An 18592-nucleotide genomic window follows, 5' to 3' on the forward strand; every position below is an offset into this window, starting at 1 on the left:
CACATATCGGGCACAGGGTGGAAAGACTCCACTAATAAAGTATAACCAATATTTAAACCTTACGATCTCAACTATTTACGAAACATCCCCTAACTGATTCTGCTGTTAAAATTCTCCTTCTCGGAAGCGGTGAGCTTGGAAAAGAAGTAACCATAGAGGCCCAGAGATTAGGGGTCGAAGTCATAGCAGTCGATCGATACCCAAATGCCCCTGCAATGCAGGTAGCTCATAAGAGCAAGGATAAGGACTTTCTCTGGAGCATAGTGGAGAGGGAAAAAACCAGATGTAATAATTCCGGAGATAGAAGCAATAAACCTCGATGCCCTCTTTGAATTTGAGAAAGAAGGCTACTCCGTCGTTCCAAATGCAAAGGCGACATGGATAGCAATGCACAGGGAGAGGACTCGCGAGACCCTTGCAAAAGAAGCAAAGGTCCCAACATCTCGTTACGCATATGCAACAACCCTGGATGAGCTCTACGAAGCTTGCGAGAAGCGAGAAGATAGGCTACCCCTGCCACACCAAGGCCATAATGATTTCCAGCGGGAAGGGATCGTACTTCGTTAAAGGGCCCGAAGATATTCCTAAAGCGTGGGAAGTTGTAAAGAAAAATGCAAGGGGAAGTGCTGATAAGATAATCGTTGAGGAGCATATAGACTTTGACATCGAGATTACCGAATTAGCGGTTAGGCACTTTTTTAAGTTCCAATAAGACTAAAAAAAGAATTGAAAGGCGACGGGGATAGTAGAGTGGAGAGTTCCAATAAACAAAAAAATAAGATAAAACGACGTTAGATCTCTATAACCACCCAAAGTGCCCTGTGATCTGACACCTCTACTTCGCAGAGGCATCCATAGTCTTTCACCCTTACATTCCACTCTTTTCTGAGCATAATGTAGTCTATGTTCTCGATGTCAATGTTCCCCCAATTGAAGGTAAATGGGGGTCTCTCCTCAAATGAGTCCCTATACTCTTGCATTAAAATCTCTATGGCCCTCTCCTTTGGTTCTGCATTAAGATCTCCAAGGATTATGTGGGCCTTTGGCTCAGTGGTGGCAAACTTTAGAAGCTCCTCAGCTTGCATGGCTCTTTCCTCCTCACTAAGCCCTAGGTGGACATTTACTACGACTAGGTTTAGCCCCTCAATCAGAACTTTTTGGACTGGTCTAGCCTGTCCCACGCTCTTCAAGTTCATCTCTCCCAATGTTTTCATGGGGTATTTGGAGAACACTGCCACTCCATACGTCCCCTCTACGGCTGGCTTGTACTCATAGTCATATCCCAGCCTGGCCGAGAGGAGTAGCGGAATGTCTTGGTAGGCATTTGCAATCATTCCCCCAACTACTTCCTGGGCCCCTATTATGTCTGGCCCGTGGTTTTTAAGCAAATCAACAAGCTCTTTACCGTTGAACGTTCCCTTGTATGGCCCAAATCCTTGGTGGATGTTATAGGTCCACACCGTTATTTCGCTTTTTCTCTCCTGATAAACTGGGGCTCTGTGGAAAGCTGATAATGTTATGATCCCAATGATTAAAAATGCAGCTATAGAATAAGCTATTTCCTTTAAGGTGGGAAGAGAAACCTCTTCTACGCTCCTCTTATAGCTTGTTAGAGCATACACCATTGATGCCAGGATTATTACAACCTCTAGCCTGTCCTCCATAAATGACAATCCAATGTCCCTTCCTATATAAGCCCCAGTGGCTAAGATCGCCATGATAGTGAAGTATATTGGCCCAAGCACCCCTGGGATTTTTCCGTTCCTTGCACTATCTAGAAGAGCCACAGAGGAGAGCAGAGCTATTGGCAGTCCAATAAGAGAGAGTGGCTTGATGAGTAGAGTTAGTGAGCCTAAGATTAAGAGTATTGTTGCAATCTTTGGTTTCTTTCCTAAGTAAATTCCCAGGAAGAGGGCTAGAGTTATTATGAATGAATACCCCACAAAGAGTGGCAGGTAGTAGACCTTAATCCCTGAATATCTCAGTATGGCGTTTGGATATATTAGGCCGAGCTCGATCAGTGTTGCAAATGCATAGAGCTCGAATGGAGCTTTGTTGAGTTTTCCTTCTTCTCTTATCGTGTAGTAGACTACTGGAAGTGTGAGTAGGACGAGCAATACGCGGGTATGGTAGAAGTCCAGCGGTTCCCCTCCAGTGGCTAGAACTCTTAGGGAGAGATCTGCAAGCATTCCGAGAGCTAGATATTTTGTAGGAACCTCCAGGGTTAGGGAGAGGATTATTGGTATTGCAAGGGCTCCGAGAAGATGGGTATATTCAGTAGCATCGGTAGCAAGGGTTGCAATTATGTATAATCCTAATATTGCTCCTCCTATCTTTTTAGGAATCCTTGCTACCAAAGCCGTTGCAAGTATTAAAAGCACTATGCCTAATATAGAGGGGAAGTAGACTCCGTAGAAGAAGGTCTTTTCAACACTGGAATAAACCCCTGCAACGAAGACTCTGAGAGATGACGCTAAAAGTGCTCCAACTCCTATCCCAGTTAAGATTTCCCTTTTCATGTTTTTAAGTTTCGCTTAGGGGAAATATAAATTTGTGGTCACAACTGACCACAACCCTAAAAATTGTTGAAACCCTAGATTTTATCATGCCTAATGATCTCGAGAGGGAGCTCAAAGAACTCAAGGAAACACTTGAATACCTGAAGAAAAGCTTTGAAGTAGTTTCTCAGTTGGCCCAGGCTTACATAAGACTTCTAAACGTTTACGCCGAATATGGGGAGTTGGGGATAGATGTGGTTATACCCGAGATAAAGCATGATCCAATTGCTAGGGAGATTGTAAAGATACTTTTTGACCTTAAGCGCGCTAACGTTAGTCAAATAGCTAGGGAGCTGAAGGGGAGGAGGGGTAAAGCCTCTCGAAATACTGTTAGGAAAAAGCTGAATGAGCTGGAGAAGTTGGGAGTGGTCAAGGAAGTCCCAGGTGAGAGGGGAAGTGTTTATACCCTCTCCCGTGAGGTTGTGAAGAGGTGGTTGGATTTAATTGGCATCCCCATAAACCTGCTCTAGTTTGATCAGAATTTAGATTAGGTGTGAGCACACTAATTAGTATTGAGGTGATCGAGATGGTGGAAGCTGAGAAGATTGAAAAACTTATTGAGGAGATAGCCGAAGAAATAAAGACTGCAAAGACACCAGAGGAAGTTGAAGTGCTAGAAAGGAAGGTCAAAAGTCTGAAAAGCTTAATAGAGGCCATTGAGGGAGACAAGGATTTGGACAAGGTCGCCATGCTGATGGATAAGCTCGGCCCAATGATAGAGGACATTCTGGGACCAATAAAAGAGTTGATATCCGAACTCTACAATCCAGAGAGAATGGCAGCACTTGGGAAGAGCGTTGCCCAGTTCTACAAGGATTTGGTTGAGGCAGGTATGGACAAGGAGGCAGCTCTTGAGCTAACTAAAGAGTACATGGCAAGCATAAATCTCTTCAAGTCCTTAATAGAGAGCTTGGCAAAGGTAGTTAGTTCAAAAGGTAACATCCCCATTGGAATGCCGAAGATAGAGATTGAAAAGGAGGAAGAGGAAAAGAAATGAGGGCTTTAATTACCTCTCTTCTCCGCTTTCTTCTTTATATTCCTAGGATTTTGTTCTACATGGCTGGCATAGTTAGGCACTATAATAAGGGGAGAAGAGCCTTTAAAAAGGCCCTTAAGAAGGAAGGCCTACCCTCAGAGGTCGTGGAAGTGCTTAGTAGGGAAGTTGAGATAAACTTGGGTTGGGTATTTAAACTCCCCAGGCATATTCTGAATCATGAAGAATTTAATACCCTTCATGACGAGGATTCCGATTAAAGGCGAGTTCGAGAAGGCCAGGGAAGAGGTTTGGGCGCTTCCATTGATTGCTCCTTTAACTGCTTTTATTCCATCATTGATCCTCTACCTTGACATTCCTCTTAAAAATGTTCTCTCGATCCTCTCCCTTTACTGGGTTATTGGTTTGATGCATCTTGATGGGCTTGCTGATTGGGCGGATGGAGTTATGGTAAAGGGAGATAGGGAGAAAAAGGTTAAGGCCATGAAAGACGTCAACACTGGGATTGCTGGAATTTTTGCGGTTGTGATGATTCTCTTGATTCAGGTTTACTCCCTTTCCTCTGCACCATTTTACTCCGTTTATCTTGCTGAGCTGAATTCTAAGATGGCCATGCTCTTGGCCTTAGCAACAAAGAGACCCCTGGGAGAAGGACTGGGAAAGTACTTTATGGATAGGTTGACAACAAAAAAGGTCATCTTGGGAGGAGTTCTATACGCTCTCCTCTTGATTCCAATTTTGCTCTATGATCCGCAATCAATATTTGCCCTCCTGGGCTTAGTAGGGGGAATTTATGCAGTAAAGATAAGCTTGGACAACTTTGGAGGACTAAATGGTGATTGCATAGGGGCCGTGGGGGAGATAACTAGGGGCGCAACGCTCTTAATCCTGGGGGTTTGGGCATGATAATCATCATGGCTGGCGGGAAGTCCAGTAGGATGGGAAGGGAAAAGCCCGTTCTTAAGATAGCTGGAAAGGAGATGCTTCTCTGGGTTTATGAGCAGGCTGAGGCCGTTGGAGAAGTTTTGGTTGCCCTGTCAAGGCACACTCCCAGGACGAGAGAGCTCTGTCTAAGGGAAGGGATTGAATTCGTCGATACCCCAGGGAGGGGGTATGTGAAGGATGTTCAATGGTTGCTAAGGGAGTTTGGCCCCTTCATAAGCTTATCCTCAGATATACCCTTTGTCAAGTCCTCCGATATATATTCTCTACTTAAGGAATTTGACGGAAAGGTGAGCTTAACTGGGGTTTTGCCTCTGGAGGTTGTCCCCAAAGACCTGACGCCATACTCTTACATGGGTTACGCGATAGTTGGAATTAATGGTGTTGCCAAGGAAGGAGAGAAATTCTTCGTTTTTTCAAACCCTCTCCTAGCCCTCAATGTGAACACTCCCAGGGAGCTAGAGCTTGCAAAGAGAGTAGCGGAAATAATTAGAGTCCGAGGAATTCGATGATGTAATCTACGTCTATGCTCTCCCGAACGATCTTTGCAAATCTATTTATCTCATCCTCAATGCTCCACTCCCGAATTTTTATTGGTTCGAGCCCCTTCTCTCTCCTTATCAGATTTAGGAATGCCTCCGTAAACTCAAAGTTGTGGAATATTCCGTGGAGGTAAGTCCCAAAGGTTCTCTCTCCTACCGCACCTTCAAACTCTTCCACTCTTCTTCCGTTTACCCACTTAATTACTGAAAACGGCCTTCTCGTGGTTGACCTTCCAAACCTAATTTCGTACCCCTCAACTCTCATTCCTCTGGCTGGTTCCCATAAAACTTCGGCCTTCAGATGATTTGTTCTCTTTTCCCTTGCAAAGATTGTCTTTGCTGGTAAAAGGCCAATTCCTTTTACTTCTCCCCGCTTGGACTCTACGTTATCAATAATTTTCTCTCCGAGCATTTGAAATCCTCCGCAAATTCCAACGATGAAAGAACCCTCACGGTGGGCTTCAATAATTGCATCCTCAATCCCATTCTCTCTCATCCAAATCAAATCCTCCACAGTATTCTTGCTCCCTGGGATGATTATTATGTCACCTTTAATTTCCTCGGCCTTCGTCACGTAGTCGACTCCATTGGCCCAGTGCAAAGGCTCAAAGTCCGTAAAGTTGCTTATGTGGGGAAGTTTTATTATCTGAATGTGAACTTCCCCTTTCGCCCTGGGAAACTCGGCCAGTGAATCTTCTTCTGGAAGCCTGTGGTCAATGTAGGGAACAACCCCTAAGACTGGCTTTCCATACTTTTTCTCCAAGAATTTGAAACCTGGATAAAGTAGGCTGGGATCTCCTCTGAACTTATTGAATACGAATCCCATCACGAGGTTTCTTTCCTCTTCACTTAACAACTCCATTGTTCCCACTATTTGGGCAAAGCTTCCTCCCCTATCAATGTCTGCAACCAAAATAACTGGGGCATTGACTTCCCTTGCAACCCTCATGTTGGCTATGTCATAGTCCTTCAGGTTAATTTCCACGGGGCTTCCAGCTCCTTCTATTATAACTAGGTCATGCCTCTTCATGAGACTTTTCAGGACCTCCATTGACTTTCTAAACAACTCTATTTTCTTTGAAAGCATGTAGTCCCTAGCAGAGACACTTCCAATAGGTTCCCCAAGGAATACAACTTGACTTCTCATATTACCTTCGGGCTTGAGCAGAATTGGGTTAAACTTTATGCTTGGCTTCTTTCTACACGCTATGGCCTGAAGGTATTGAGCCCTGCTTATTTCTCCTCCTTCTATGCTGGGAGCTGAGTTTAGGCTCATGTTTTGGCTTTTAAATGGAACAACATCATAGCCCAAGTCCGAGAATATGCGGCAGAGCGCCGTTGCTATTAGGGATTTTCCTACTCCCGACATCGTTCCTTGAATCATTAAAGCTTTCCCCATCCCTCACACCACCGGGTAGAGAAGTTTGGGTGGTTTTACTTCTCCCTTTACCTTTATCCTGTATGCATTAAGAACATTCTTTACCTTCTCTATGCATTTATCAACTTCCTCCAAATCCGCGCCTTGAACTAGTGGGTCTATCCTTAAGGCAATGTTTGGGTTTATTGAGGCTATGAATTCCGCTATCTTCATGATCTCTTCGCATTCAACTAATCCTGGAACATATACGGTCTCAGCAACTATCTTTCCACTTTTTGCGTACCTCCTAAAATTTTCCAAAACCTTTGAGTTGGATACTCCCGTTATTCTCTTGTGTAGCTCCTCGTCGAGAGCCTTTATGCTAAAGGTGATCCCATAGGCAATATCAACAATCTCATCATCTAATCCTTCTCCATTCGTCACAAGCCAGACCTTTATCCCTCTCTTGGCAAGTGCTTTCATTAGGGGTTTTAATTCTGGATCGAGCGTGGGCTCTCCCCCTCCAAGGAATGCAATCTTTACTCTTTCCTTCTCTAAAATTCTTTCCACCTCCTCAACAGTTAAATATCTAACCTTTCTTTCCTTCCACAGGTAATCTAGTTGTTGTCTTGTCTTCTCTGGCAGGCAGAGGCTCCATCGCGTGACTTCCCTCCATACGCAGTACTTACATCTCCAGTTGCATCCATCAAAGAGGAGGTATGCATTCCCATCTTGGAACTTAACTATGTGATACACTCTTGTCATCACAACAATTTTAAAATGAATGGATAAAAAATCCATCGGTGGTTTGATGAAGTCGCTGTTTCTTTTAGTTCTCGGAAATACTGAAGTTAGCCTAATCCCAGGAATTAGCGTGGCTGGAGCTACACCTGAGCTCACAAAGTATACGCCTCCTGCTGATGCGGAATACCTCTTTTATGATAAGCCCAAGATAATAGATGCAATCCCAGTTACTCCAGAAGGACATCCCACACCAGCGATAATAACTAAAGCCGCGAGGGAGCTGGCAAATTTCCCCATTTTGGTAGTTAGGGGAGGGACTTATTTAGCCCCAAAGGTTCCTCACGTTCACATTAGTTCCATAGTTGGTAGGGATTTTAGGCGAGAGCCTGCTCTTCCCGAAGCTGGTGAGATAATTGAAAGGGCAAAACTTCTCGGGCAAGAATTGGAGAGAAGTGGAATTGAAGAGCTTGTCATTGGAGAATCCACGCCTGGAGGAACCACAACAGCCCAGGCAATCCTTTGGGCCCTAGGGTACGAGGGGAAGACGAGTTCAGCCTCCCCCAATAATCCTCAGGAGTTAAAGAGAAAGGTCATTGAAGAAGGGTTTAAGAGGGCTGGAATAGAGTTTGGTGGACTTAAGGAAAATCCCCTGGAAGCTCTCCGCCAGTTAGGTGATCCAATGTTGGCAACTGTCGTTGGGGTGTCCTTAGGATTTAAGGGTGATGTGGTGTTGGCGGGAGGAACTCAAATGCTTGCAGTAGCTGCAATATTGAAAGGACTTGGAGAGGACTTGAGTAGGTTCATGATAGCCACTACTAGATGGGTTGTTGAGGACAAGAGTGCGACCTTCATTAAAACCGCTAGGGAAATTGGAATAATAAGTTATGCAGCGGACTTGGACTTTTCAAAGAGTGAGTTTAAGGGCCTAAGAGATTATGAAAAGGGATACGTGAAGGAGGGAGTTGGTGCAGGAGGAGCTACTTGGCTTGCAGTTAAGGCCGGCTTCTCTCCAGAAGATGTTGTTAGGAAAGTTGAAGAGCTCTACAGAAAGCTAATCTCTTAATTTTCCATTTTAGTGGCTTAAAGAAATAAAAGCTCACAAGTTTCTTATCACCTTTTCCAAATCTTCTAAGTCAAGCATTCCTTCTTCCTTGTCTTCAATTCTCTTGGCTATAAGTAGAAACTCTTTCTCTCCCTCAAAGCGCTCGGACTTTCTTTTGAGGTCTTTGAGGATTTTCCTGGCCTCTCTTCTGTTGAGATCCTTCCACTTGACCTCAACGAAGAGCAGTTTGTCTTTGAGTTCAGCTATAGCATCTATCTCCTCCCCCCTATGCCACCACCTTGAGACGCCTTTCTGTCCAAAATCAAGGATTCTAAGCCTAAGCATCTCCCTCACAAGTCTCTCGAACATCTTTCCGTAGTAGGCGTTGATTTCTCCACTAATCCTTTCCCAGACCTCATTAACGAGACCCAACTCGAGGTCGGCTAAGTTTGGATAGACAAAGCGGAACCAGAAGTTGAAGAAGTTGTCTCTAATGTAGTATTGCCCTCTTTTTCTCTTCCCGTAGGGGAGTTCATAACCAACGAGCTCAAGCCTTTCGAGAGTGTCGAGGTACTTCGACAGGTTGCCACGGTCGAGACCCGTAAAGTTGATCAGTTCTCCAAGGCTTTCATAACCAAGCGCTAGCCCCTTGAGGATCAGTTTATAGACCCTTGGCTCTCTTAGCTCCTCCCGAAGGAGAAACTCTGGCTCCTCGTAGAGGATTTCGCCCTTTTTCAATATCCTCTCCTTTATCGCGTTCTCGACGCTTAGGTTTCGGATAAGATCAAGGTAGAAGGGAACACCACCAAAGACAGCATAGATCTTCACAAGCTCCTCCATGCTTCTCTCTGGAAACATCTCGGCTATGCCTCGGATGTCAAAGGGTTTCACTTTCCAAGCCCCAGTTCTTCTGCCATAGAGGGGGCTTTTGTATTCAAGGGTTCTTTCCATCATTCCAATCGAGGATCCACAGAGAATGAGGAATATACCTGTATCTTTTAAGTATTCGTCCCATATCTTCTGAAGGACACTTAGTATTCCAGGATCAAGGGAAATTAAGTATTGAAATTCATCGAGAACTACTGCAACTCTCTCCTTTCCCATCTCTTCAGCTAGGTAGCGGAAGAGTCTTCTAAAGTCTCTTACTTCCATGAAGTATTCTCTTCTAGTTAGTTTGGTAAACTTCTCAGCTAATCCCCTGATGTTCTCTGCCATTGAATCAGCTGTGGCTAGGAAGTAAATTCCTCTTTTCCCCTTTAAGAACTCCTTTAGAAGCATTGTTTTACCGATTCTCCTCCTCCCGTAAATAATTATGAGTTGGGCACCTTCCTCTCTCCACTTTCTTTCAAGGAACTCCAGCTCTTCCTTTCTGTTAACGAACACTACTTTCACCACTAAAATGATGTTGGCAAAGTATAATAATCTTTCTACATCATTTTTCTTTGAAAGCAAGAGCAACTCTAATCGCCTTTCCTGGGCTTAAAGACTCCTATATCGGAAACTGTCACACTATAAAACTGTTCAAAAATTCGGAAAAAGACTTTTATGACAGCCCTAAAGACTTTTTATCTTCTCCCACTTCTTTATGCTTTCCTCTAATGCCTCTCTCACAGCCTTTCCGATTTCAAATCCTAACCTTGTTGCAGTCCCTGCCCACTCCACATTTCCCTGCCTGGCAAAGACTCCAATCCCATCACTAGTTGTTCCCGTAGCATTGTATCCCAGCTTGAGGAGCGTGTAAGTTTTCGCTTCAGTAGCAGTCATTATTGCATTGGCCATGGCCCCTATTGTCAGTCCCTCATCAATGACAATGGCCATGTTTATCGTCCCAGGTTCCCAAGGTTTTGGCTCTTCCCCAGCTATTGCAGGGTTCGAAATTCCTGCAGTTAGGTAAACTTCAACATTTCCAAGGCTTTTTATTGCCATAACTTTCTCTATATCCACAGCTGTCATAAAGCCTACAAAACTTCTCAGCCCGTTTTTTCTTTCAAATTCTAAGCAATCTTTCTTGTAGTCTCCTCTGTAGTTCTTCTCAACTTTCATGAAGAAGAAGCCCCTTGCTTTGGTAAGGCCTCCCCTATGGGGAGCGTTGCTTAGAGCAATTAGCTCCTCTTCAAAATGTTTGATGAAGTGCATCTCAATCAGCCTTGATGATCTTATACCCAGCAGCTTTCCTCAATCTATTCATTACAGCTAGTCCAAGCCCCTTCTCCTCGACTCCCTCCGCTAGGACTATGTCAACCTTTGCCTTGTCCATGTACCTTAGTGCCTTGAAGAGATTTCTCGCCACTTCCTCTACTGTCTCTCCCAGGTAGAAGAATTCGTCGGCGTTATAGCTTTCAGATCCAATAACACCAACTCTCTTTCCTTTCTCCTTGAACTCTTTAACCAGCTCGGCAATTTTTCTTTTAACTTTCTCTTTGGGCCCTTCCACGACTATTACTTCTGCATCGGGGGCATAGTGTTTGTACTTCATTCCTGGGGACTTTGCTACGTCAACCTTCTTTCCAAATACTGCGGGGTGAATTCTAACTTCTCCAATAACTTTCTCGATTTCCTCTAAGGGTAAGCCTCCAGGCCTTAAAAGCACAGGGGGCCATTCCGTTAAATCTATAACGGTCGACTCAACTCCTATCTTGGTCTCACCCCCGTCTATTATGCACTCTATCTTTCCATAGAAGTCATCTGCCACGTGCTCTGCTGTAGTTGGGCTGGGCTTTCCACTAATATTTGCTGAGGGAGCTGCAATTGGCCTTCCACTGAGCTTTATCAGCTTTAAAGCAATTTCATTTGCAGGCATTCTTATTGCAACTGTATCCAAGCCTCCCGTGGTTACATCGGGCACTATTTCCCTTCTGGGAAGAACTATGGTTAGTGGGCCAGGCCAGAACTTTTTGGCGAGCATTTTAGCCTCTTCTGGAACTTCTCTTGCTAGCTCGTAAACCTGGGAGAATTCAGCAATATGAACTATCAAAGGATTGTCCGCTGGTCTTCCCTTAGCTTCAAATATTCTTCTTGCAGCTTTTTCATTCAGTGCATCGGCTCCTAGACCATAGACAGTTTCCGTGGGAAAGGCGACGAGCTTCCCTTCTCTTATTAGTCTAGCCGCAACCCTTAGCTTTCTTTCATCTATCCTGTCTCGCATGTTTATTACTATCGTCATGAAATCACCTCTCTGTATATTTCTTCAACTCTTTCGCACATCTTTTCCTGGGAATGCCCTTTGGAAATCCTTTTTCCTATAGACCCCAACTTTACGTTTGTCTTTGGTACTAGAAGTGTCTTTAAATATGTGATAGCATCTTCAATGTCCTCAAAGAGATAGCCGTTCTTTGAAAATCTGATAAGCTCTCTAATTCCACCTACATTCCTTCCTAATACTGGGACTTTAAATGAGTTTGCCTCAATTACAACCAATCCAAATCCCTCTCTCTTTGAAGGAAGCACTAAGACCTTTGCTTTCTTAAGCACATCTTCCGCTGGAACGTAGCCTAAAAACTTAACATTGGGTGGGCTTTTCGCTCTAAGTTTTTTAAGGAGTGGGCCCTCTCCCGCAACGACGAATTCTTCTCCTGGGAATCTCTTAGCGAGTTCAATGAAATCTTCAATACCTTTGTAACTTGCAACTCTCCCAAGAAAAAGTATGTACTTTCTCTCACTCTCTCCACTTAACTCAGTCCAGTTTGGAATTACTGAAATTCTAGACGCTCCAAGCTCTAAAGCTTTTTTTGCTAAGTAGTGGCTCACGGCAATTACGTAATCTGCTTCCATTATGGATGTTTTAACGAAGTACCCTCCCAGGGGAAGTCGGGACATGAATTCTAAATCGCTTCCATGGGCCGTAATCACTAATGGAACTCCAGTCTTCCTCTTTGCAAGAACCCCAGCAAAGCTCGTGGTTCCCACGTAGTGAGCGTGAACCAAATCAAAGTTATATTTCTCATGAAGCTTAACAATCTTCTTTGATGCTAACAAGGCAAAGGAAGTCCCCCTTATGCCAAAGATATTTGGAACCTTAACAGAATATACATTCTCTTCCTCAACGGCCACGGTACCATATGTGAGCACGTACACTTCGTGTCTCTTTTCTAGGCACTCCTTCAACTGCTTAACATGCCTGGCTACACCACCTTTGTGAGGAGGGTAATGACCCACCAAGAGAATTCTCATACTCTTCCCTTCTAATTCTTCATAAGTTTAGTTATAAATGATTGGTGGTCATCATTTATTTGACGTAAAAATGTTTATTCCGTAAGTGTTTTAAGGGGGTTATTGACTTAGCTTTGGGTAAGAGCGATGCCAAGTGTAATTGTTGTTGGTGGACAGTGGGGAGATGAGGGAAAGGGTTCAATAATAGCATATCTCGCACTCCACGACGAGCCAGAGATCATAGCAAGAGGTGGCGTTGGAACAAATGCTGGGCACAGCGTGGTTATAAACGGGAAGAAGTACGCTGTGAGGCAGTTGCCCACTGGGTTTATGCAGACCAAGGCTAGGCTTCTTGTAGGGGCTGGAGTTTTAGTTGATCCTGAGGTCTTCTTTTATGAGCTCGAGCACTTAAAGGATTTCAATGTTGCTGAGAGGGTTGGAATAGACTACAGGTGTGCAATAATCGAGCCAAAGCACAAGGAGATGGACAGAAAAAATGACTATCTTCACGGTACCATAGGAACAACTGGAAGTGGATGTGGACCTGCCAATGCTGATAGGGTCATGAGGGTGGCAAAGCAGGCAAAAGACATTAAAGAGTTGGAGCCTTATCTTACGGATGTTGCTGCAGAGGTTAACGATGCCCTGGATGAGGGGGCACTCGTCTTAGTTGAGGGAACCCAGGGGTTTGGCTTAAGCCTTTATTACGGTACTTATCCCTACGTTACCTCAAAAGACACCACAGCTTCTGCAGTTGCAAGTGATGTCGGAATAGGGCCTACGAGAGTTGATGATGTGATAGTGGTCTTCAAGAGTTTCCCAACGAGGGTAGGTGCTGGTCCATTCCCCACGGAGATGCCAATGGAAGAAGCAGATAGGCTTGGATTGATCGAGTATGGAACAGTTACTGGAAGGAGGAGAAGGGTAGGATGGTTTGACTTTGAGATGGCTAGATACGCTGCTAGAATTAACGGTGCCACAATGCTCGCTGTTACAATGCTGGATAAGTACGATAAGGAAGCTTTTGGAATTACTGATTACGATAAGCTTCCCAGGAAGGCAAAGGAGTTTATTGAGGAGATTGAAGAGAGAGTTGGAGTTCCAGTAGGTTTAATAAAGACGGGTCCAGAACTGGAGCACATTATAGATTTGAGGGAGAACATCTAGCTTTTCTTTTTATTTGGTTTATCCTTTTGTTTTAAGTTTTAAGAAAGAATAGTAAACTTCTGGTGCCCCGGCCGGGATTTGAACCCGGGGCGCGGGCTCGAAAGGCCCGCATGTTTGACCGGGCTACACCACCGGGGCAACCCATTAGCATTCCTAAAAAATGAATTTAAAAACTTTTCGTCATAATAGTTACTCTTTCTTCCTCATGAACCTAAGCTTTGCTGTGAGAAGCTTTTCTGTGGTAAAGAATTTTGCCGTTACAAATAGCGTCACTGCCGACAATATTCCTAGATATACAGCACTCACGTACATCGTGGAGTATTCCTCCATGAGCATTGCTCTAGACGCAAGTATCGGGTGGCTGAAGGGAATTCCGAGGAGGAGATATTTGAGAACAGTGGGTAGTGTATTTACGTCTGCAAACATTAGTATGAACGTTGGAAAGGCTAGAGGCATTATTCCTGCGGTAACTACAGTATTTGCAGTCTTTGTATCCTCCGCAAAGACAGCTAAAAGCATTGCAAAGCTTAGTGTGAATACCATTGTCAGAAAGATTATAATTAAGAATAGTGTTGCGCCGAGAGGAGTTATTTTAAGGCCGAGCTCTTCAAGTGTAATGCTAACTTGAGCTGAAGAGGTTAACTTCCCTAGGTAATTCCTCATTCCGATCATGTAGGAGATAGCCGCTATAATTCCAATTATCGCCGTACCCACCATTTTTCCCGCTACAATGGTTATCCTTTTTACGGGCAACGTTAATAGGGTTTCCAATGTCTTGTTTTCCTTTTCCATGGCCATGCTCCCAGCGGACATTTGAGCAACTAGCATGATCATGATGAATATCACTAGGGGCATGGAGAATGATTGAGAGGCTATTATATTTGATACAACAGATGGAGGGATTTCAACGATGCGCCCCTTGATTACTGTATAGCTCTTTGCATCAATAGGCTTTAAAATTGCCTCTGGATCTCCTTCAATTCTTCTCTCTATCTTTAACTTTGCGAGATATTCGTTGAGAATTGAAATTACTGCATTTATCCTCCCCTCGCTTATAGCTTCTCTCATACTTCCGCTTATCCCCTTTACTATTCCGTAAATTTCAACGCTGGCCTTTTGATTGCTCTCTATCGCCTGGGAAAAGTTCTTGGGAATTATGACAATCATATTGTACTCTTCTTCCTGGGCCTTTTTGAGAGCCTCATCAAGGGTTTTGGCCTCTATTTTTGTTACAGTTACGTTGGGTGCGCTTTCTAAGGCTTTGATAAGTAAATTACCATATCTTCCCTCATCAAAGTTAACAAGAACGACTTTAGTTTCTTCTTGAGCCTGCTCAAATCCCACCTGTAGCATTTGTCCCAGGGCGGGATATATGATGAGAGGAACTATTATGATTCCAAAAATCAATCCTTTATCCCTCAGAAGATCTTTAAGCTCTTTCGTTACGAGAACCCAAAAGTCACTCAACTTTCTTCCCTCCTACAATTGACATGAAAACCTCTTCCAAGTTTTCTGCATTGTACTTTTCCTTCAATTCTTTGGGAGTTCCGATCTCCACGATTCTACCCTTGTTTATCAAGGCCACTCTATCACAGAGGAACTCGACCTCAAGCATGTTGTGGCTTGAGAGTAGGAAAGTTATCCCTTTCTCCCTTGCGAACTGTTTTATTGTCTGTCTTATGGAGTATGCGTTGATTATGTCTAGCCCACTTGCAGGTTCATCCAATATGGCAAGCTTTGGTTCGACCATTAAAGCCCTTGCAAGCAAAAGCTTTCTCGTCATACCTTTGGAGTATGTAGATATCCTATCCTTTAACCTCTCTCCAAGCCCGCTGAGCTCTACACCTGTCTCAAGCATCTTTTTATAATCTTTTCCAGTTTTTGCGTAAAGTTTGGCCATGAATTCTAGATATTCGTACCCAGTCAAGTTTTTATATGCCCCCGCCTCCTCTGGAAGGTAGCTTATTAACTTTCTAACTTCTTCAGCCTCTTCCACAACGTCATATCCAAATATCTCTGCCCTACCTCCAGTTGGGACGAGTAGGGTGGCTAGAATTTTGAGGGTGGTGCTTTTCCCAGCTCCATTAGGGCCGATAAGCCCAAAAATTTCTCCTTCTTTGACTTCAAAAGATATGCCTTTCAAGGCTTTAACTTTACCGTAGTCTTTCTCAAGATCTTCAACAACAATGGCCTTCATTTTCTCACCTCCATGACACCAAGAGTTACGAGCATAGCTCCAAAAAGTGCTACTTCTAAAATCCTTGAGTATCCTCCAATGAACCCTATTCCTAATCCACCCGCAAGAAAAATCCACCCTCTCTCCTTGCATTTGCTCTTGAAGTTGTGACCGAGGGTTATTAAGGTAGCCCCTACTAGTACAATTCCAGTTTCAAGGAGTAAGAAGAACATATTAATTCCTTCGCAAACTTCTCCCCCTGGGAGGGTCATGCAGGCAACTCTATCTACTGGGGGCCTAATGACGGTTAGAATGAAACCGAGCGTATAGATAATTCCTCCTATAAGCTTTTTAATCATTTTCATCATCCTCTGTAGATGTTACTATCTGTATTTGAAAATTAATGTATTAGATTTGCCATTAAAAAAGAAAAGTTAGAGAGTGAATGAAAACTCACCAATAAATGCCGAGCTTGAGATGGTGTCCCCAATTCCGACAGTGCTCTTTGGTTTTGCCACTATTTTAGTTGGAATGAAAGCTATTTGATATCCCTCCACTTCTCCTATTCCTTCCTTAATTCCATACTCTGCTCTTAGTTTCTCTTCGACCTGGGTGGCTTTTTCATTGACTGGAACACTTGTGGCTTCTCTTATTTCTTCAAGGCTTGTTATGTTTCCTTTCATGGCCTTGGCAGCGGCTGCTAGGGCTGCAAATAGGAGAGCATCCCTCACGTGCTCTCCCTTGTATTCGGTTAGTGCGAGATAATAACCATACGTGTGGAAGTGTATCCTCTTAACCCCAGTCTTCTTGGCAAGCTTTAACATTGCTTCAGTCACAGCTATTGGATCTACGGGATCGTGGGCCAGTAGTTCTTTTGCGAGCTTCTTCTCTCCCAAGATTTCCATTATTGATGCCAGCTCTACCTCGTTAAGCCCTACACTGTAGAACATTCCAAGAACGTTCAATATCTCTTCTCTAACTTTTTCGTCAGGCGTAAATGCAAATTCCAAGTGAACTGGGATTTCCCTCTCGTTCAGAACCTCCAAGTTCGACTTGACAATCTCAAAAGGCTCCTTGTAGTTCTCTTTTGTTAAAGCCTGCAGTCCACTCAGTATTGCTAACTGGACGTTCTTTATTACTTCGCTAAAGCTTTCTCTAAACTCCTCTCTTATGAAGAGAGTTGTGTTGTAATCATCGGCGGAGCCTATGAATCTATTCTCTCTAGGTGCTTCAAACTCAAAAACTCTGAATCCCCTGGGGAATTCATAAATGTAGTGGATACAGTTCTCTTCGTCTCCACTAAACTCCTTTGGATGGATCAATTTTACTTCTCCATTCTCCAAAGTTGGAACGTAGATCGGGCCGTCCAAGAATAGATTAGCTTGGAGTCTTGAAAGCTGGGGAACGTGAACAATTACAGGAACCCCATAAACTCCTCCCAAGAGATTTGCCATTATTCCAGCTTGGCCTCCCATTCTGAGCTCATTCCAGCCCCATCTCTTCATGTAAAATCTCACTGGGCAACTTTCGACGAACAGTTCTGCAGCTTTTCCCCTTCTTATGCTCCAAAGTATTGAACCAAGGAGTTGAGAGACAGTGTTGATTTTATCTGGGAGCTCTTCTGAATACTTTATCACTTCCTCTTTTCCAGCTTTTATTATTCTTTCCTCAAGGTCCTTGCTGTCCAAGTATTTTATAGCGTCGATGTTTGTGTTATATCCAAGCAGAACCCCTTTAACCTTTGGCACTGATTTTATGGCCTTCTCTATTGCATTTTTATAAAGCTCCTCCCAAGTGGGCATAGATATCACCAAAGGAGATAAATGGAAGATGACTTAAACTTTTCGTTATGCGGTGTCAGGGGCCGATTAGATCATCACCGCTCAGCTACCTACCCTTTCTTCATCCACCTATTCCCAGGAACTCTCTAACCTTTATGGAAATTATTCCTATCCTGGGAAATACAACAAGTGCCTTGGCCTTTATAGCTTCCCCTGGGACACAATCGAGCATCCCATAGGGAGTTGGATAGACATCAGGAACTGGATTATTATCTCCCCAGGTTACGAAGCATAACTCCTCCCTGCCTTCAATTGATATAGTTTTTATCTCCCTAACCCTATGAATTATTGGGTATTTGTAAAGGGGATTTTCATACACGACCACATCTCCCGCTTTGATTTCTTCTGGAGAGACCCCTTTAAGCAAGACTACATCACCTCTGTAAAAGACAGGTTTCATGGACCAGCTGATCACTACAACGAGAGGTGTGTCTGTATGGAGAGCTATCCTCATCCCATAATATATGGAAAACGTTAGTAAAAAGACTAGGACTGTTGAAAGTATTTCCTTTACGGCTTTTTCCATTTTAACGCCTCCATTAATGTTTTTATCCTCGCGGGAATTATTCCAATTGCCGTGCACGTTTCCAAGCTAATTTCTCTTCCATCAGTTATGTCTAAATGGTACTTCGAAATTTCAAAAACTTCTTTGGGCAATCCATGCCTACCGAGACCAATTATTAACATTAGGCTTTTTCCCCTTAGGGCCATCTCAGCGACTTCCCTACTACCAATAACTTTTTCTTTAGAGGGTTTTGAAGTAGTTGCTATAACTTCGCCAAATTGGGGTGGAAAACCTCTTTTTGGAAAATCTAGAAGGTGGAACTTGTTTGACTTTGCAAGCTCTAGGAGATACTTTCCCCCTTCTCCTATTGTGGTTGTGGAAGCTACTCTTTCAGCTACTTCTTTAGGATCATCCGAATCAAAGGGAAAACCAATAAGGGCTAAGTGGAATTCATAAGCGTAAGCAACTGGGGCAGCTCTAGCTATGGCTCTGATATGTGCCTCGTGAAGTTTTTTGGTATCGTATGTATTGTAGAGGCCAATCGTTAGCATCAAATTTAGAAGGTCTGGAAAGTT

The 18592-nt window shown here is 43.7% G+C and carries 20 protein-coding genes, 1 tRNA gene and 1 pseudogene; 8 read left to right on the top strand and 14 right to left on the bottom strand.

Features of this window, described 5'->3' with window-relative positions:
* Positions 1-110 precede the first annotated feature (110 nt).
* Positions 111-697: pseudogene (locus tag ACMFNG_RS04500) on the top strand (ATP-grasp domain-containing protein); the annotation flags it as partial.
* Between the two features lie 94 nt (positions 698-791).
* Here the strand turns inward: ACMFNG_RS04500 and ACMFNG_RS04505 are convergent.
* A complete protein-coding gene (locus ACMFNG_RS04505; protein WP_430515234.1) occupies positions 792-2519 on the bottom strand; it encodes an endonuclease/exonuclease/phosphatase family protein in 1728 nt (575 codons plus the stop codon).
* Between the two features lie 86 nt (positions 2520-2605).
* On the opposite strand from ACMFNG_RS04505, the gene ACMFNG_RS04510 reads away from it, so the two are divergent.
* Genes ACMFNG_RS04510 through ACMFNG_RS04530 form a run of 5 tightly spaced genes read left to right on the top strand, consistent with a single transcriptional unit; the run spans position 2606 to position 5006 of the window.
* Positions 2606-3028 (top strand): BlaI/MecI/CopY family transcriptional regulator, encoded by a 423-nt coding sequence (locus tag ACMFNG_RS04510; RefSeq protein ID WP_430515235.1) that lies wholly within the window; start codon positions 2606-2608, stop codon positions 3026-3028.
* 56 nt (positions 3029-3084) lie between these two features.
* A complete protein-coding gene (locus ACMFNG_RS04515) occupies positions 3085-3555 on the top strand; it encodes a hypothetical protein (RefSeq protein WP_430515236.1) in 471 nt (156 codons plus the stop codon).
* Positions 3552-3812: a hypothetical protein gene (locus ACMFNG_RS04520; protein WP_430515237.1), complete on the top strand. Its 261-nt coding sequence runs from the start codon at positions 3552-3554 to the stop codon at positions 3810-3812. The genes ACMFNG_RS04515 and ACMFNG_RS04520 overlap by 4 nt, the downstream gene beginning before the upstream one ends.
* Entirely contained in the window at positions 3772-4458 is a 687-nt protein-coding gene (gene cobS, locus ACMFNG_RS04525; RefSeq protein WP_430515238.1) for an adenosylcobinamide-GDP ribazoletransferase, read from the top strand. Before ACMFNG_RS04520 ends, cobS begins: the two co-directional genes overlap by 41 nt.
* Positions 4455-5006, top strand: a complete 552-nt coding sequence (locus ACMFNG_RS04530) for an NTP transferase domain-containing protein (protein ID WP_011011415.1) — start codon at positions 4455-4457, stop codon at positions 5004-5006. The genes cobS and ACMFNG_RS04530 overlap by 4 nt, the downstream gene beginning before the upstream one ends.
* Here ACMFNG_RS04530 and ACMFNG_RS04535 read toward each other — a convergent pair.
* Together ACMFNG_RS04535 and ACMFNG_RS04540 are read right to left on the bottom strand one after the other, a co-directional pair.
* Entirely contained in the window at positions 4984-6435 is a 1452-nt protein-coding gene (locus ACMFNG_RS04535) for a cobyric acid synthase (protein WP_011011416.1), read from the bottom strand. The genes ACMFNG_RS04530 and ACMFNG_RS04535 overlap by 23 nt on opposite strands.
* 3 nt (positions 6436-6438) lie before the next feature.
* Positions 6439-7158, bottom strand: a complete 720-nt coding sequence (locus tag ACMFNG_RS04540; RefSeq protein WP_048059029.1) for a radical SAM protein — start codon at positions 7156-7158, stop codon at positions 6439-6441.
* Positions 7159-7204: 46 nt separating this feature from the next.
* Here ACMFNG_RS04540 and cobT point away from each other — a divergent pair, with 46 nt between their 5' ends.
* On the top strand, positions 7205-8200 hold the full coding sequence (gene cobT, locus ACMFNG_RS04545) for a nicotinate mononucleotide-dependent phosphoribosyltransferase CobT (RefSeq protein ID WP_430515239.1): 996 nt from the start codon (positions 7205-7207) through the stop codon (positions 8198-8200).
* Positions 8201-8233: 33 nt separating this feature from the next.
* Here cobT and ACMFNG_RS04550 read toward each other — a convergent pair whose 3' ends face one another.
* The 4 genes from ACMFNG_RS04550 to ACMFNG_RS04565 form a co-directional block, all read right to left on the bottom strand.
* Positions 8234-9571, bottom strand: coding sequence for an ATP-binding protein (locus ACMFNG_RS04550; protein ID WP_223208994.1), 1338 nt, complete (start codon positions 9569-9571; stop codon positions 8234-8236).
* Between the two features lie 162 nt (positions 9572-9733).
* Positions 9734-10315: an adenosylcobinamide amidohydrolase gene (locus ACMFNG_RS04555; protein WP_011011420.1), complete on the bottom strand. Its 582-nt coding sequence runs from the start codon at positions 10313-10315 to the stop codon at positions 9734-9736.
* 1 nt (position 10316) lies between these two features.
* Positions 10317-11342 (bottom strand): L-threonylcarbamoyladenylate synthase, encoded by a 1026-nt coding sequence (locus tag ACMFNG_RS04560; protein ID WP_011011421.1) that lies wholly within the window; start codon positions 11340-11342, stop codon positions 10317-10319.
* Positions 11339-12349, bottom strand: coding sequence for a glycosyltransferase family 4 protein (locus ACMFNG_RS04565; protein WP_011011422.1), 1011 nt, complete (start codon positions 12347-12349; stop codon positions 11339-11341). The genes ACMFNG_RS04560 and ACMFNG_RS04565 overlap by 4 nt, the downstream gene beginning before the upstream one ends.
* Before the next feature lie 126 nt (positions 12350-12475).
* Here ACMFNG_RS04565 and ACMFNG_RS04570 point away from each other — a divergent pair, with 126 nt between their 5' ends.
* Complete coding sequence (locus ACMFNG_RS04570) at positions 12476-13495, top strand: adenylosuccinate synthetase (RefSeq protein ID WP_011011423.1); 1020 nt, start codon at positions 12476-12478, stop codon at positions 13493-13495.
* 60 nt (positions 13496-13555) lie between these two features.
* On the opposite strand, the gene ACMFNG_RS04575 is transcribed toward ACMFNG_RS04570, so the two are convergent.
* The 7 genes from ACMFNG_RS04575 to ACMFNG_RS04605 all read right to left on the bottom strand — a co-directional run bounded on the left by ACMFNG_RS04575 (position 13556) and on the right by ACMFNG_RS04605 (position 18568).
* Positions 13556-13633, bottom strand: a tRNA-Glu gene (locus ACMFNG_RS04575).
* A gap of 51 nt (positions 13634-13684) precedes the next feature.
* The gene (locus ACMFNG_RS04580; protein ID WP_011011424.1) at positions 13685-14962 is read right to left on the bottom strand and encodes an ABC transporter permease; all 1278 of its coding nucleotides are present in this window, start codon (positions 14960-14962) and stop codon (positions 13685-13687) included.
* Complete coding sequence (locus ACMFNG_RS04585) at positions 14955-15692, bottom strand: ABC transporter ATP-binding protein (protein ID WP_014835108.1); 738 nt, start codon at positions 15690-15692, stop codon at positions 14955-14957. Before ACMFNG_RS04585 ends, ACMFNG_RS04580 begins: the two co-directional genes overlap by 8 nt.
* The gene (locus ACMFNG_RS04590) at positions 15689-16039 is read right to left on the bottom strand and encodes a hypothetical protein (RefSeq protein ID WP_011011426.1); all 351 of its coding nucleotides are present in this window, start codon (positions 16037-16039) and stop codon (positions 15689-15691) included. The genes ACMFNG_RS04585 and ACMFNG_RS04590 overlap by 4 nt, the downstream gene beginning before the upstream one ends.
* 66 nt (positions 16040-16105) lie before the next feature.
* On the bottom strand, positions 16106-17473 hold the full coding sequence (locus tag ACMFNG_RS04595; RefSeq protein WP_011011427.1) for an ADP-specific glucokinase: 1368 nt from the start codon (positions 17471-17473) through the stop codon (positions 16106-16108).
* A gap of 100 nt (positions 17474-17573) precedes the next feature.
* Entirely contained in the window at positions 17574-18038 is a 465-nt protein-coding gene (locus ACMFNG_RS04600; RefSeq protein WP_014835110.1) for a signal peptidase I, read from the bottom strand.
* Positions 18023-18568 (bottom strand): DUF531 domain-containing protein, encoded by a 546-nt coding sequence (locus ACMFNG_RS04605; protein WP_193328786.1) that lies wholly within the window; start codon positions 18566-18568, stop codon positions 18023-18025. The genes ACMFNG_RS04600 and ACMFNG_RS04605 overlap by 16 nt, the downstream gene beginning before the upstream one ends.
* Between the last annotated feature and the right edge of the window lie 24 nt (positions 18569-18592).

The sequence above is a fragment of the Pyrococcus woesei genome (genome assembly GCF_050496105.1).
GTDB classification, from domain to species: Archaea; Methanobacteriota_B; Thermococci; order Thermococcales; family Thermococcaceae; genus Pyrococcus; species Pyrococcus furiosus.

Bases quoted from the DNA above. Each gene is read 5' to 3' on its own strand.
- ACMFNG_RS04605 (WP_193328786.1), bottom strand. From the start codon at position 18,568: ATGCTAACGATTGGCCTCTACAATACATACGATACCAAAAAACTTCAC.
- ACMFNG_RS04540 (WP_048059029.1), bottom strand. From the start codon at position 7,158: ATGACAAGAGTGTATCACATAGTTAAGTTCCAAGATGGGAATGCATAC.
- ACMFNG_RS04565 (WP_011011422.1), bottom strand. From the start codon at position 12,349: ATGAGAATTCTCTTGGTGGGTCATTACCCTCCTCACAAAGGTGGTGTA.
- ACMFNG_RS04520 (WP_430515237.1), top strand. From the start codon at position 3,552: ATGAGGGCTTTAATTACCTCTCTTCTCCGCTTTCTTCTTTATATTCCT.
- ACMFNG_RS04570 (WP_011011423.1), top strand. From the start codon at position 12,476: ATGCCAAGTGTAATTGTTGTTGGTGGACAGTGGGGAGATGAGGGAAAG.
- ACMFNG_RS04515 (WP_430515236.1), top strand. From the start codon at position 3,085: ATGGTGGAAGCTGAGAAGATTGAAAAACTTATTGAGGAGATAGCCGAA.
- cobS (WP_430515238.1), top strand. From the start codon at position 3,772: ATGAAGAATTTAATACCCTTCATGACGAGGATTCCGATTAAAGGCGAG.
- ACMFNG_RS04585 (WP_014835108.1), bottom strand. From the start codon at position 15,692: ATGAAGGCCATTGTTGTTGAAGATCTTGAGAAAGACTACGGTAAAGTT.
- cobT (WP_430515239.1), top strand. From the start codon at position 7,205: ATGAAGTCGCTGTTTCTTTTAGTTCTCGGAAATACTGAAGTTAGCCTA.
- ACMFNG_RS04530 (WP_011011415.1), top strand. From the start codon at position 4,455: ATGATAATCATCATGGCTGGCGGGAAGTCCAGTAGGATGGGAAGGGAA.
- ACMFNG_RS04555 (WP_011011420.1), bottom strand. From the start codon at position 10,315: ATGCACTTCATCAAACATTTTGAAGAGGAGCTAATTGCTCTAAGCAAC.
- ACMFNG_RS04600 (WP_014835110.1), bottom strand. From the start codon at position 18,038: ATGGAAAAAGCCGTAAAGGAAATACTTTCAACAGTCCTAGTCTTTTTA.
- ACMFNG_RS04590 (WP_011011426.1), bottom strand. From the start codon at position 16,039: ATGATGAAAATGATTAAAAAGCTTATAGGAGGAATTATCTATACGCTC.
- ACMFNG_RS04560 (WP_011011421.1), bottom strand. From the start codon at position 11,342: ATGACGATAGTAATAAACATGCGAGACAGGATAGATGAAAGAAAGCTA.
- ACMFNG_RS04535 (WP_011011416.1), bottom strand. From the start codon at position 6,435: ATGGGGAAAGCTTTAATGATTCAAGGAACGATGTCGGGAGTAGGAAAA.
- ACMFNG_RS04510 (WP_430515235.1), top strand. From the start codon at position 2,606: ATGCCTAATGATCTCGAGAGGGAGCTCAAAGAACTCAAGGAAACACTT.
- ACMFNG_RS04595 (WP_011011427.1), bottom strand. From the start codon at position 17,473: ATGCCCACTTGGGAGGAGCTTTATAAAAATGCAATAGAGAAGGCCATA.
- ACMFNG_RS04505 (WP_430515234.1), bottom strand. From the start codon at position 2,519: ATGAAAAGGGAAATCTTAACTGGGATAGGAGTTGGAGCACTTTTAGCG.